13 protein-coding genes are annotated in these 13,598 nt (G+C 67.0%); 9 read left to right on the top strand and 4 right to left on the bottom strand.

What is annotated here, in order from left to right; translation table 11 throughout:
- Positions 1–37 precede the first annotated feature (37 nt).
- The 4 genes from F0U63_RS39405 to F0U63_RS39390 are packed head-to-tail and all read left to right on the top strand — an operon-like array spanning position 38 to position 5,485.
- Positions 38–1,147 (top strand): type IV pilus twitching motility protein PilT, encoded by a 1,110-nt coding sequence (locus F0U63_RS39405; protein WP_395838473.1) that lies wholly within the window; start codon positions 38–40, stop codon positions 1,145–1,147.
- Between the two features lie 50 nt (positions 1,148–1,197).
- Entirely contained in the window at positions 1,198–2,454 is a 1,257-nt protein-coding gene (locus tag F0U63_RS39400; protein ID WP_395838471.1) for a type II secretion system F family protein, read from the top strand.
- A 16-nt stretch (positions 2,455–2,470) separates the two neighbouring features.
- Entirely contained in the window at positions 2,471–4,072 is a 1,602-nt protein-coding gene (locus tag F0U63_RS39395; RefSeq protein ID WP_395838469.1) for a nitrogen regulation protein NR(II), read from the top strand.
- Between the two features lie 24 nt (positions 4,073–4,096).
- A complete protein-coding gene (locus F0U63_RS39390; protein ID WP_395838467.1) occupies positions 4,097–5,485 on the top strand; it encodes a sigma-54-dependent transcriptional regulator in 1,389 nt (462 codons plus the stop codon).
- A 47-nt stretch (positions 5,486–5,532) separates the two neighbouring features.
- Here the strand turns inward: F0U63_RS39390 and F0U63_RS39385 are convergent, their stop codons facing one another.
- The 4 genes from F0U63_RS39385 to F0U63_RS39370 form a co-directional block, all read right to left on the bottom strand.
- Positions 5,533–6,306, bottom strand: a complete 774-nt coding sequence (locus F0U63_RS39385; protein WP_395838465.1) for an ABC transporter permease — start codon at positions 6,304–6,306, stop codon at positions 5,533–5,535.
- A complete protein-coding gene (locus tag F0U63_RS39380; protein WP_395838463.1) occupies positions 6,303–7,271 on the bottom strand; it encodes an ABC transporter ATP-binding protein in 969 nt (322 codons plus the stop codon). The genes F0U63_RS39385 and F0U63_RS39380 overlap by 4 nt, the downstream gene beginning before the upstream one ends.
- A 20-nt stretch (positions 7,272–7,291) precedes the next feature.
- Positions 7,292–8,173: a hypothetical protein gene (locus F0U63_RS39375; RefSeq protein ID WP_395838461.1), complete on the bottom strand. Its 882-nt coding sequence runs from the start codon at positions 8,171–8,173 to the stop codon at positions 7,292–7,294.
- Between the two features lie 103 nt (positions 8,174–8,276).
- Positions 8,277–8,915, bottom strand: coding sequence for a prepilin-type N-terminal cleavage/methylation domain-containing protein (locus F0U63_RS39370; RefSeq protein ID WP_395838459.1), 639 nt, complete (start codon positions 8,913–8,915; stop codon positions 8,277–8,279).
- Positions 8,916–9,197: 282 nt separating this feature from the next.
- On the opposite strand from F0U63_RS39370, the gene F0U63_RS39365 reads away from it, so the two are divergent.
- The 5 genes from F0U63_RS39365 to F0U63_RS39345 all read left to right on the top strand — a co-directional run bounded on the left by F0U63_RS39365 (position 9,198) and on the right by F0U63_RS39345 (position 13,557).
- Positions 9,198–10,232, top strand: a complete 1,035-nt coding sequence (locus F0U63_RS39365; protein ID WP_395838457.1) for a prepilin peptidase — start codon at positions 9,198–9,200, stop codon at positions 10,230–10,232.
- Between the two features lie 295 nt (positions 10,233–10,527).
- Complete coding sequence (pilM, locus tag F0U63_RS39360; RefSeq protein ID WP_395838455.1) at positions 10,528–11,610, top strand: type IV pilus assembly protein PilM; 1,083 nt, start codon at positions 10,528–10,530, stop codon at positions 11,608–11,610.
- A 30-nt stretch (positions 11,611–11,640) separates the two neighbouring features.
- Positions 11,641–12,321, top strand: coding sequence for a PilN domain-containing protein (locus F0U63_RS39355; RefSeq protein ID WP_395838453.1), 681 nt, complete (start codon positions 11,641–11,643; stop codon positions 12,319–12,321).
- A gap of 14 nt (positions 12,322–12,335) precedes the next feature.
- A complete protein-coding gene (locus F0U63_RS39350; protein WP_395838452.1) occupies positions 12,336–12,908 on the top strand; it encodes a type 4a pilus biogenesis protein PilO in 573 nt (190 codons plus the stop codon).
- 76 nt (positions 12,909–12,984) lie between these two features.
- Entirely contained in the window at positions 12,985–13,557 is a 573-nt protein-coding gene (locus F0U63_RS39345) for a pilus assembly protein PilP (protein ID WP_395838450.1), read from the top strand.
- The last annotated feature ends 41 nt before the right edge of the window (positions 13,558–13,598 follow it).

The raw sequence follows: 13,598 nt of genomic DNA, 5'->3' as shown, positions 1-13,598 counted from the left end.
CTCATCCCCTCCCCAAAACCCCCGAAGGACGGTCTTCGTGAATCTGCATCAGCTGCTCAAGGCGATGGTCGAGAAGGGTGCTTCCGACCTCCACATCACCACGGGCTCCCCGCCCCAGTTGCGCGTGGACGGCGAACTGGTGCCGCTCAAGACGGCCCAGCTGTCGCCGGTGGAGACCAAGCAGCTCTGCTACTCCATCCTCACCGACGCCCAGAAGCACAAGTTCGAGGAGGAGAACGAGTTGGACCTCTCCTTCGGCGTGAAGGGGTTGTCGCGCTTTCGCGCCAACATCTACATGCAGCGCGGCGCGGTGGCGGGGGCGTTCCGCACCATTCCCTTCAAGATCCTCACCTTCCAGGAGCTGGGGCTGCCCCCGGTGGTGGCCGAGCTGGTCAAGCGTCCGCGCGGCCTCATCCTGGTGACGGGTCCCACGGGCTCGGGCAAGTCCACGACACTCGCGTCGATGATCGACAAGATCAACACCGAGCGTCATGAGCACATCATGACGATCGAGGATCCGATCGAGTACCTGCACCCGCACAAGAACTGCCTCGTCAACCAGCGCGAGGTGGGCGCGGACACGCGCAGCTTCAAGACGGCGCTCAAGTACATCCTGCGTCAGGATCCAGACGTGGTGCTGGTGGGCGAGTTGCGCGACCTGGAGACGATCGAGGCGGCGCTGGTCATCGCCGAGACGGGTCACACCTGCTACGCCACGCTGCACACCAACAGCGCGGTGCAGACCATCAACCGCGTGCTGGACGTGTTCCCGCCCTACCAGCAGCCCCAGGTGCGCGCCCAGCTGTCGTTCGTGCTGGAAGGCGTGATGAGCCAGTCGCTCATCGCCAAGGCGGGCTCTCCGGGCCGCGTGCTGGCGCTGGAGGTCATGGTGCCCAACCCCGCCATCCGCAACCTCATCCGCGAGGACAAGATCCATCAGGTCTACTCGTCGATGCAGGTGGGCCAGGCCAAGTACGGCATGCAGACCTTCAACCAGGCCCTGGCGGCGCTGTTGGCGCGGCGCCTCATCAGCCAGGACGAGGCGTTCGGCCGTTCCTCGGATCCGGACGAGCTGCGCAACATCCTCGCGGGCGGCACCGCCGCTGGCATGCCTGGTCAGCGGCCCGCCGGCCCCGCGGGGCGCTAATTCGTGAATTCCAACCGGTGGGATAGACTGCTGTCCCTCTCGGAGGCCTGATGGCTGCAACGGCGACCCAGAAGTCCACTCCCCCCAAATCGAAGAACACGGCCCAGTTCCTCTGGGAAGCCAAGACCAAGTCTGGCGAGACCAAGAAGGGCGAGATGGAGGCCTCGGACGTCGAGGCCGTCAATGCCCGTCTGAAGTCGCTCGGCCTCAACCCGGTCAAGGTGCGCCGCAAGGGCCTGCTCGACTCCGATCTGAACATCACCATCGGTTCGGCGGTGACGGGCAAGGACATCCTCATCTTCACCCGTCAGTTCGCCACGATGATCGACGCCGGCCTGCCGCTCGTGCAGTGCCTCGACATCCTCGGCACGCAGATGGACAACCCGGCCTTCCGCAAGGTCGTGTTCGCCATCAAGAACAAGGTGGAGCAGGGCTCCACCTTCGCCGACGCCCTGGCGGACCACCCCAAGGTCTTCGACGAGCTCTTCGTGCAGCTGTGCGCCGCGGGCGAGGTGGGCGGTATCCTCGACAACATCCTCAACCGGCTCGCCAACTACCGCGAGAAGAACGAGAAGCTCAAGCGCAAGGTCAAGAGCGCGATGACCTACCCGGTCATCGTCGTGTGTGTGGCCATCGCGGTGACGGCGGTGCTGATGCTCAAGGTGACGCCGGTGTTCGCGAAGATGTTCGCGGACTTCGGTCAGGCCCTGCCCGCGCCCACCCAGTTCGTGGTGGACCTGTCCGAGTGGTGCCAGAACTACCTCATCTGGGTGTTCGTCGGCCTGGCCGCCTTCTCGGTCATCTTCGGCTACATCTACCGCAACCCCCAGGGGCGGCGTCTGCTGGACAGGGCGTTCCTGATGGCCCCCATCTTCGGGCCCGTCATCCGCAAGGTGGCGGTGGCGCGCTTCACCCGCACGCTGGGCACGATGATCTCCTCGGGCGTGCCCATCCTGGACGCGCTGGACGTCACCGCCAAGACGGCCGGCAACCGGTCCGTGGAAGAGGCCATCTTCTTCGTGCGCGGGAAGATCGCCGAGGGCAAGAACATCGCGGGACCGCTCCTGGAGACGAAGGTGTTCCCGCCCATGGTGGTGCAGATGATCGGCGTGGGTGAGGCCACGGGCGCCATGGACACCATGCTCAACAAGATCGCCGACTTCTACGACGACGAGGTGGACACGGCGGTCGCGGGCCTCACGGCGATGATCGAACCGTTGATGATGGTGTTCCTGGGTGGCGTGGTCGGTGGCTTCCTCATCGCCATGTACCTGCCCATCTTCTCCATCGCCGGTGCCGTCAAGTAACAGGGCCGGTTCGGCGTTGGCCGGTTCGCCGCAGCCGCACACGCTGCGCAACCGGCTGACGTGGCTCACCGTGTTCCGCACGGTGGCCGTCAGTCTGTCGCTCGTGGCCTTCGCGGTCCGCGTGTTCCTGCAGCCCGTGCAGGAGCCCAGCCACGGCGACATGCTGTCCTTCGCGGTCATCGGGCTCGTCTACCTCTTCACGCTCGTCTACGGCCTCATGCTCCGGGGGGGCTGGGCGGACCGTCTGGCGGCGGTGGTGCAGGTGGTGGGCGATCTGCTCATCGCCTCGGTGCTCGTCTTCCTCACCGGCGTGGGAGACAGCCCCTTCACCTTCCTGTACCTGCTGGCCGTCATCGGCGCGAGCATCCTGCTGGATGGCCGTGGCGCGCTCCTGGCCGCGCTCGCCAGCGCGCTCACCTATTCGTTGCTGCTGGTGGCGGTGCGGTCGCGCTGGCTGGCGTCTCCCACGGGGGTGGGGGAATTGAGCCTGCAGCGGGTCGCCTTCCTCATCGGCAGCAACCTGCTCGCGCTCGTGCTCATCGCGGTGCTCGCGGGCTATCTGTCGCGCCAGCTCTCGGCCACGGGCGGGCGGCTGTCCGCGCGCGAGGCGGATCTCAAGAAGCTGGGCACCCTGCAGCAGCAGATCCTCACCTGCATGCCCTCGGGCCTCATCACGTGTGACGCGGGGGGCCACGTCACCTTCGTCAACCGCGCCGCCAGCGCCATCCTCGGACTGGACGAGGCGGCGGTGGTGGCGGGCTCGCCCGTGGAGTCGCTCCTGCCGGGGGCGCTCGGCGTGGAGTCCCACGTGCGCCGCCGGGAGCTGTCCGTGCAGACGCGGGAGGGCGCGCGCACGCTCGGGTTGACGGTGACGGGCCTGGGCGACACCGGCAGCGAGGGCATGCTCATCGTCTTCCAGGATCTGACCGAGCTGCGCCGCGCCGAGGAGGATCTGCGGCGCGCCGACAGGCTGGCCGCGCTGGGCACCCTGGCCGCCCAGCTCGCGCATGAGATCCGCAATCCCCTGGCCGCCATGCGCGGCTCGGCCCAGTTGCTCGTGCAGGAGTCCTCCGGGGACGCGGTGTCGGCGAGGCTCGTGGACGTGCTCCTGCGCGAATCGGACAGGCTCTCCAAGCTGGTGGAGGACTTCCTGCGCTTCGCCCGCCCTCCGCCTCCGCTCAAGCAGGAGGTGGACCTGGGGGCGTTGGTGGCGGAGACGGTGGACATGCTGCGCGCGGATCCGCTCGCCCGTCAGGTGCGCGTGGAGACGGCGCTGCTTCCCCTGCGCATCCTCGTGGACGCGGATCAACTCCGGCAGGTGCTCATCAACCTGTTGCGCAATGCCTTCCAGGCGACGGAGGAGGGGGGAGTGGTGCGCGTGACGCTGCGGCCCGAGGGCTCGTGGGCGGAGCTGCTCATCTGGGACTCGGGAGGCCGCATTCCCCCGGCACACCTCTCGCGCATTTTCGAGCCTTTTTTCAGCACCCGGGAAGGTGGCACCGGCCTGGGGTTGTCCACGGCGCATTCCATCGTGCGCTCACATGGTGGCAACATCCGCGTGTCCTCCTCTCCCCAGGAGGGCACTGGGTTCCTCATCCAATTGCCCATGCGGGACTGACGGGGAAGGAGAGGGTTTGGCGCCGTGCACATCCTGGTGGTGGACGATGAGCGGTCGATGCGCGTGGTCCTGGAGGTCCTGCTGTTGCGCTCGGGCCACCGGGTGACGTGCGTGGAGGGCGTGCGGGCGGCGCGCGAGGTGTTGGAGTCCACCCTGGTGGATCTGGTCATCACCGACATGAAGCTGGGGGCCACGCAGAGCGGCATGGACGTGCTGCGGGCCGCCCGGGCGCAGAGCGATCCCCCCGAGGTCATCGTCATCACCGCCTTTGGCACCGCGGCCTCGGCGGTGGAGGCCATGCGCGAGGGCGCGTACGACTACATCGGCAAGCCCTTCGACAACGAGGAGCTGCTGCTGCTGGTGCAGAAGGCGCTGGAGAAGCGCACGCTGCGCCAGGAGAACGTCTCGCTGCGCGAGCACCTGGTGCCCGGCGTGGGAGTGATGGCGGTGGGCCGCGGCGAGCGGATGCGCGCGGTGTGGAGCATGGTGGACAAGGTGGCGCCCACGCGCTCCACCGTGCTCATCCATGGCGAGAGCGGGACGGGCAAGGAGCTCATCGCCAAGGCCCTGCACCTCAAGAGCCCCCGGGCGGGACAGCCCTTCTTGCCCATCAACTGCGCGGCGCTCAACGAGGGGGTGCTGGAGAGCGAGCTGTTCGGCCACGTGAAGGGGGCCTTCACCGGGGCCACGCAGGATCGTCCCGGGCTGCTGGTGCACGCGGGCGAGGGGACGGTGTTCCTCGATGAGATTGGCGAGGTGCCGCTGGCCACCCAGGTGAAGCTCTTGCGCGTGCTGCAGGAGCGCAAGGTCAAGCCGGTGGGCAGCTCGGCGGAGGTTCCCTTCCAGGCGCGCATCCTGGCGGCCACCAACCGGCGGCTGGACGCCGAGGTGAAGGCGGGCCGCTTCCGGGAGGATCTCTTCTACCGGCTCAACGTCATCACCCTGGAGCTGCCGCCGCTGCGCGAGCGGCCCGAGGACATCGCGCCGCTGGCGGAGCACTTCCTCGGCCGGCAGCGCCGGGAGCTGGAGCGGCCGGGCCTGCGCTTCTCTCCCGAGGCCCTGGCGGTGCTGTCCGCCTATGCCTTCCCCGGCAACGTGCGCCAGCTGGAGAACGTCGTCGAGCGCGCGGCGACGCTGGCGGATGGGGACGTGTTGACGTTGGCCTCGCTGCCGCCCTCGCTCCGGGGTGAGCCCGTGCAGCCCACGGCCGCCGCCACGCCCGAGGTGGCGCTCGGTGCGGGTTTCTCCCTGGAGCGTCACCTCGATGAGGCCGAGCGGCACTATCTGGTGGCCGCCCTGGCTCAGGCGGGTGGGGTGAAGACGCGGGCGGCGGACCTGCTCGGCCTGACGTTCCGCTCCTTCCGCTACCGTCTGGCCAAGCACGGGCTGTCGGATCGGGAGGACGAGGCCTGAGCTCGTCCGTGGCGGGCACGCCCCTTGGGGCGTGTCCGCGGGGCGTGTCAGCGGAAGTCGCGCCGGTTGAAGAGCAGCACGGCCAGCGACACCAGCACGGCGGTATAGGCCGCGCCATAGGCCATGTCGGACAGCAACTGGGAGGAGGAGATGGCGGCGGCGTACGACGCCTGGGGCCGGTAGTTGAAGCGGGAGAGGTCGGGCAGCACGTAGTACACGGCCTCGCCCAGCGCCTGGAGGGCGTCGCTCTTGGACTTGCGCGCCAGGGAGTAGATGTCCGAGGACAGGTTTCCCGCGGCGTAGATGCTCACGGTGACGAAGGCGGACACCGTCTGGTGGTGGGAGAAGCTGGACATCAGGAAGCCCACGCCGCTGAGCACCCAGAGCTCGAACCACAGCATGCCCACCGCCGCCAGGTGCGCGGGGGTGATGGGGACGGCGTAGAAGAGCATCAGCAGGAAGAAGAGCGCGGCCATGGCCAGCAGCAGCACCGTCACGGTGAGCATGTTGCCGAACAGCCGGCCCACCAGGAAGGCGCCTCGCGACAGGGGCTTGGACACCATGAGGAAGATGGTGCGCCGCTCGATTTCCCGCGAGATGAGCCCACTGGACAGGAAGATGGTGAGCAGCACCAGCATCAGGCTCATCGAGCCCAGGCCCATGTCGGTGAGGACCCGCTCGAACACTCCAACGGTGACCTCCACCACGAGCGAGGAGGACAGCAGCAGGCTCAGCGCGAAGAGGGCCACGATGAGCGTGACGCGGTTGCGCCGGGCTTCCCGGAAGCCATTGAGCGTGAGGGCGATGAACGGACCCATCATGAAATCTCTCCTCCCACGGGGCCCTGGCGTGCCTCCTCGAGGGCGCGCAGGAACAGGTCCTCCAACGAGAACCGGGTGGGTTGTAGCTGGGTGACCCGGCCATTGAGCTCGAGCAGCCGCTTGAGCAGGGGCTGGCTGTCCACGTCGCGCACGCGCAGGATCACCCGCTGCTCCAGCGTCTGGGCCCGCTCCAGCTCGAAGCCCAGCGTCTGGATGCGCTCGAGCGGCACGCCCTCCACCGTGAGCTCCATGTGCGTGGCCTGAGAGCTCACCAGCTCGGACACGCTGCCCTCGCGCACGCGCCGGCCTCCGACGAGCACGGCCACGCGGTCGCAGAGCGTCTCCACGTCCGGGATGATGTGCGTGCAGAAGAGTACCGTCGTGCCCCGGTGGCGCTCCTCGAGGATGAGGTCGCGGATCTGCCGGCGGCCCACGGGATCCAACCCCGAGGTGGGCTCATCCAGGATGAGCAGCGAGGGTTTGGACACCAGGGCCTGGGCCAGCGCCACGCGCTGCACCATGCCCTTGCTGTAGCGGCGGATCTGCAGGGAGGCGGCGCGGGTCATCTGCACCATGCCCAGCACCTGCTCGACCCGGGCATCCAGCTCCTTGCCGCTCATGCCCGTCAGCCGGCCCGCCAGCGTGACGAACTCGCGGCCGGTGAGGTACTCGTAGGGCGCGGGGTTCTCGGGCACGTAGCCCACGCGGCGGCGGGCTTCCCGGTCCCGGGGCGGCAGGCCGAAGAGCCGTGCTTCTCCACTGGTGGCCTGCACCAGGTTGAGCAGGATCTTGATGGTGGTGGACTTGCCGGCCCCGTTGGGACCGAGCAGGCCATACACCTGGCCGGGCAGGATCTTCAGGTCGAGCGACTGCAGGGCACGGACCTGCCGGTTCATGAAGAAGCCGAGCCGGTACGTCTTGGACAGCTCTCGGATTTCGATGGGGATGGGCGCATCCATGGACATCAGGGCTCCGCGGGCGCTGCTCAACCGCGGTCGCGGTTGAAGGGGGTGAAGATCTCCAGGCGTCGCTGTTGGGTCGTCGAATAGGCGCGCCCGTCGGAACCGATGAAGAAGCCACCTCCCTGGGGATCCTGCGGGGGCTCGGACAGGAAGCCCAGCCACGACAGGGTGTCCACGTCCGGAGGCGTCGTGCCGAACGTCTCGCGGAAGCGCGCGATGGCGGCGTCCACGCGTTGCAGCTCCGCTTCCAGTTCCAGGTCCCGGATGCGTTGCTCGAACAGCTGCCGCGTGGCTTCGTCCTCGGCCGAGTCCAACAGGGACTGGGCCAGTGCGAGACCGGCATCCACCGAGCCCGCCTGGGCGTACAGCCGCGTGGCCAGCTGGGACAGGTAGGCGGGCGCGCCCGGCAGTCGTGAGGCTCGCTCGGCTACCTTGGCCGCTTCCTGATAGTTCTTCTCGAAGGTGCTCAGGTTGTAGGCGAGCAACATGTTCATCTTGAGATCATCGGGGAAGAGCGCCAGACCCTTGCGCAGCAGCCGGGTGGACTCCTCCGTGTTGACCCAGGTCTCGCGTCCGAGGTTGGTGGGCAGCGTCCCCGCGGCGAACCTGTAGACGATGTCGAAATGGGGATCCAGATCGGTGATGAGCTCCGCGTAGGGGTAGAGGTCGCGGTACTCCTCGGCCGTGCGGGCCCGGCCCGCCGTCTGGACGAGTTGGATCCAGAGGTAGTCGGCGATCAGCTGGATGTAGCCACGCCCCACCGCGCGCAGAACATCCTCCCGGGGCAGGAGGACCTCCTGATGCGGACCACGCGGGGGCTTGCGCGGCGGGGCCACCAGCAGCAGGAGCGCCACCAAACCGCACAGGCTCGTCACGACAGGGAGAAGAAAGGGGCGCGACTTCATGGCGAGGGACGTCAAAATAGAAAGGACATCTGGAGGATGTCCAGATGTCCTTGGCTCTGCTCAGCACTGACCGACCTGGGTCAGTTCCGTGCTCGCACGAGCATCAGTCGCAGTCGACGTCGTTGTTGGCGAGGAAGGGCGCACCGGCGACGGCCACCGTCTCGTCGTTGCCGCAGGCGGCGCTGATGGAGGTGGTGTCCTTGGTCGAGATCCACCAGGTGTCGATGCCCACGGAGTCGTTGTCGACGTTACCGGCGGCCAGACCGGAGATGTTGCAGCCGATGCCGGTGGTGCAGTTGTTGAGGCCAGGCATGCCCGGGTCCGAGCCCGCGCCCGTGTAATTCAGGCCGGTCGGGACGGCTTCCTTGGGCGTGGACGAGCCCGAGAACTTCGCGCTGTCCACGGTGATGCAGTTGGCGCCCTTGGTGTCGACCACGCCCTTCTGATCACGGACGATGCAGGTCTTGGACGTCGCGAAGTAGTAGGCGTAGCGGTTGCCACGCTCGGGCGAGAAGCCCACCGTCTGCACGTTCTCCGAGTACTTGTCCTTCTCCTGCAGGTAGGCGCGCTGCGAGGTGAACCAGGCCTTCAGGTTGGCCTTGGCCTCGCCCTGCTTGGAGCGGGCCTGGAACTTGATGAAGTTCGGGATGGCGATGGCGGCGAGGATGCCGATGATGGCCACCACGATCATGAGCTCGATGAGCGTGAAGCCGCGGTTCTTGCGAACGAAGAGACGGTTCATGGGGTTTCTTTCTCGGAACGGCAGGGGGGATTGACGGCCGAAGCCGTAGCGAATGGATAGCATGATCAGTGCCAGCGTCAAAACACGCGGGCCGCGGCCGCTTTCCAGGCTCATGAGCGGACAGCGGAAGGTGGAAGCCGGAAAACGGGTGCCCATTTTTGTCACTGGGGTGACAGGAATCGTCTGCCCCCCCGTGTCGCCTGGATTCTATGCTGGGTGGCTCGGGGTGTTGGCGCGACAAGAAGGGACGCGGACACAGTGACTGCTCAGTGGGTGGAAGGCATGGCCGTGGCGTGGGTGGTCATCCTGGGCCTGGTCTTCGGTAGTTTCTTGAATGTCGTGATCGCCCGCGTTCCCACGGGTGAGAGCATCGTGCGGCCCCGCTCGCGCTGCCCCAAGTGCGGCCACACCCTGGCGTGGTTCGACAACGTGCCGGTGATCTCCTGGCTCGTGCTGAGGGGGCGCTGCCGCTCGTGCGGCCAGCCCATCTCCTGGCGCTATCCTTTGATCGAGCTGCTCACCGGGGCGCTCTTCTTCGCCTGCCAGCGCCGCTTCGGGTGGACCCCGGAGCTCGTCTCCGCGCTGGTGCTGGTGTTGGTGCTGGTGCCGCTGTCCTTCATCGATCTGGAGCATTGGATCCTCCCGCACGAGCTGACCTGGCCGGGCATCGCCGCGGGCGTGGTGCTGTCGGCTCCCCTGGGGCTGGTGCGGCTGCGCGACTCCATCCTCGGCGCGTTGGTGGGCTTCTTCGCCTTCTGGGCGATGGAGTGGCTGGGCGAGAAGATCTTCAAGAAGGAGGCGCTGGGGGCGGGGGACAAGGATCTGCTCGCGCTCATCGGCGCCTTCCTCACCTGGAAGCCGCTGCTCGGCATCATCTTCCTCTCGTCGCTTCAAGGGGCCGTGGTGGGCTCGGTGATGTTGCTCCTCCATGGCCGGGCGGGACCCGCTCCCTCGCCCGAGTCGCCGCCCACTCCCTCCGAGCAGCCTTCCCCTGGCACCGACTCGCCGTCCCCGGAGGCCTCCGACGCGGCGCCCGCGCCGCCGCCCGAGGGGGAGGCCCGCCCCGAGGGGGTCACGGCTCCACCCGCTCCGGTGGAGGAGGGGAGGGCCGAGGGCGAAACGCGTGAAGAGGGAGAGAAGGGCGAAGAGGGAGAAAGGGGGGAAGACGAGGAGGAGGACGACTGGGTGCCGGGCCCCACCAACCTTCCCTTTGGCCCCTGGCTGTCGATCGCGGCGCTCGAGGTGATGCTGCTGGGTCCCTGGCTCAGCGCGATCCTTCCGGTGCCGATGAACGTGTTGGTGACGGGCATGCGCTGAGTGAGGGAGCCGTCGCGCCCCGCTGTATAAAAGCAAGGAGCGCGGTATTGCCGCGCACTCCGAGCTCCCATGTGGTCGACAGCCCGCCCCAAGAGGGAGGAGGCGGCGGCCGGTGGGATTTGACGAAACGCGCCCCAGGCCGGAAAATCGGCCCTCGCAGAGCGGCGTGGGTGCACCGCCGTGGGACTTCGGGGGACAGGGTGGCCGCCTGCTGGGCGGGCTGTCACGAAGCACTTTTTAGGAGGGCTTGCCAGCCGGTGCTACCCTGGCGGCCCCTCCACGGAGCGACGACTGTATGGCGAAGGGTAAGCTGGCTCTCGGTCTGGACATCGGATCGACCTCGGTGAAGATGATTCTCCTCAAGGAGCAGCGCAAGCGTGGCCAGGTGAGCTACGCGCTGCAGAGCTTCGGAATGAAGCCGCTGCCTCCCGAGGCCATCGTGGATGGCGCCCTGATGAACTCCACCGCCATCGTCCAGGCGCTGCAGGAGCTGCTCACCGAGCTGAAGATCAAGAGCAAGGACGTCGCCATCGGCGTGTCGGGCCACTCGGTCATCATCAAGAAGATCCAGATGCCCCGCATGAGCCAGGAAGAGCTCGAGGAGAGCATCCAGTGGGAGGCCGAGCAGTACATCCCCTTCGACGTCAAGGACGTGAACATCGACACGCAGATCCTCGACGCGGGGGGCAATGACGCCACCGGCCAGATGGACGTGCTGCTCGTGGCGGCCAAGAAGGACATGATCAACGACTACACCACGGTGGTGTCCGAGTCCGGGCTCATGCCGGTGGTGGTGGACGTGGACGCCTTCGCCGTCCAGAACATGTTCGCCGCCAACTACGACATCCCCGACAAGGAGACCGTGGTGCTCATCAACGCGGGCGCCTCGGTGGTGAACATCAACATCATCTCCAACGGCATCACGGTGTTCACCCGCGACGTGACCATCGGAGGCAACCAGTTCACCGAGGAGATCCAGAAGCAGCTCAACGTCTCCTACGAGGAGGCGGAGACGCTGAAGATCGGCGGCACCCGCAGCGACGCGGACGCGGTCGTCCCCCAGGAAGTCGAGCGCGTGCTCTTGAGCGTGGCGGAGCAGGTGGCCGGTGAGATCCAGCGCTCGCTGGACTTCTACGCGGGCACCGCCGTGGACGCCAACTTCACCAAGGTCTACCTGTCGGGCGGGACCGCCAAGATTCCGGCCCTGTTCAAGACGATCGAGACGCGCGTGGGCGTGCCCGTGGAGATCCTCAATCCCTTCCGGAAGATCGACGTGGACAACCGCAAGTTCGACCCCGCCTTCATCATGGAGGTGGCGCCGATGGCCGCGGTGGCCGTGGGTCTGGCTCTCCGGCGTCCTGGCGACAAGCTGGCCTGATCTCCCTCCCTTTCCGAAGGACCGACTCACATGATGATCCGCATCAACCTTTTGCCCGTCCGCAAGAAAGTCAAGCAGGAGGCGGGCCGGCAGATCCTGGCCCTCTTCGCGCTCGTCCTGCTGGGCGCGGGCGCGGGCAACTTCTTCTGGTACTCCGACCGTGACGGCGTCGTGGTCAAGCAGAAGGAAGGCATCGCGCAGACCCGCAAGCGCATCGCCGACCTGGAGAAGACGATCGGCGAGGTGCAGCACATCAACGCCCGCAAGGCCGAGGTGGAGAAGAAGCTCGCGGTGCTGGACGAGCTGCGCCGCGGCCGCTCCGGTCCCGTGCGGATGCTGGACGCGCTGGCCAATTCCATCCCGAAGAAGGCCTGGATCAAGAGCTTCATCGAGGATCGGGGCGCGGTGAGCCTGGTCGGCTCCGCCGTCAGCCATGACGACGTGGCCGAGCTGATGCGCAACCTCAACGGCATGGTGTGGACGCCCAAGGGCATTGGCCGCCTGGTGGAGCAGCGCCGCGATGCGAAGACCTCGCGTGTCGAGCTCTTGTCGGCCGAGATCGCCATCGAGGAGTTCCCGGTGGGGGACATCAAGCCCTTCTTCACCAACGTGGACCTCAAGAGCACCCAGCAGCAGGCCCAGGCCGTCAAGCCGGGTGAGGTGCCCACGGTGGATTTCGACATCTCCCTCTCCTCCAACTACGCCATCTGAAGGGACGCATCGCGATGGACAAGTATCTCGACAGAATCGTGAAGGCGCAGCCCGCGGTGAAGTTCGGTGGCCTGGCCGCACTGGTGGTCCTCATGACCGCCGCCAACTACTTCCTCGTCATCGAGCCGCTGGAGACCGAGTCGGTCGCGTTGCGCGCGCAGCAGCGCAAGCTGGATCTGGATCTGGCGGAGAAGAGTGAGATCGCCCAGAACCTCAACGAGCGCCGGCGCGAGATGGACGTGCTGGAGCAGAAGCTCGCCGAGGCGCTCACCGAGCTGCCCCAGAACAAGGACGTCGAGGAGCTGCTCGCGCAGCTCAACGACATCGGCAAGAAGTCGGGGTTGGAGATCTCCCGCGTGGAGCCGGGTCCCGAGGCGGTGGTGGGCGACGAGTTCTTCTCGCGCATCCCGGTGCGCATGGTGGTGAGTGGCAACTACCACGAGATCGCCATGTTCCTGCAGGAGGTGTCGAACATGCGGCGCATCGTGAACGTCAACAACATCAGGCTCGAGGGCGCCCGGGTGAAGAACGAAAAGGTGGTGCTCAGCAGTTCGTTCATGGCCACGACCTTCCGCTTCGTCAAATAGGCGAGGCCCACCGAAAACCAATGTCGTCGCAGAAACTTGATCGGTCCTGGAATTGGGGCGACAAGGGGTCCAGAGGATGAAGACGTTCCACTCCATGTTCATTTCGGGGGCGCTGGCCCTCTCCCTGGTGGGTTGCGGCGAGGAAGAGCCGCCGCCCCCGCCGGTGGCGGCCAGGCCGGCGGCGCAGGAAGAGCCTGCCCCGGAGAAACCCGCGGAGCCCGCGGTGGCCGCTCCGTTGTATGTCTACAACTACAACCCGGTGGGCAAGCGCGATCCGTTCCGCAGCCCCGTCGAGGACATCAAGGCCGCGGACACGCCCGTGGGCGCGCAGCCGTTGACGGCCTGCACCGAGGCGCTCTGTCAGTGGGACATCGACCAGCTCAAGCTGGTGGCCGTGGTGTCGGGTGACGCCAACCCGATGGCCATGGTGGAGGACCCGATGGGTCGCGGCCACATCGTGCGCCGCAACAGCCGGGTGGGCCGCTCGGGCGGGAAGGTGACGCAGATCCTCCGGGATGAGGTGGTCGTCACCGAGACCATCACCACGCCGGAGCGTGTGGTCTACAACCCAGTGAAACTGGGGCTGAAGCAGGATGACAAGAGGGATCCTGCCTACAACCTGATGACGGGCAAGAACTGGGAGCCGTAGCCTCCCGGTGTCTTGGAGCCGAGCAGTCTCCTGGCGCCCAA

The organism is Cystobacter fuscus, assembly GCF_044360685.1.
Classification (GTDB): domain Bacteria; phylum Myxococcota; class Myxococcia; order Myxococcales; family Myxococcaceae; genus Cystobacter; species Cystobacter fuscus_C.
Note: the sequence above shows the minus strand (reverse complement) of the source record. Positions and strands in the feature narration are given on the sequence as shown.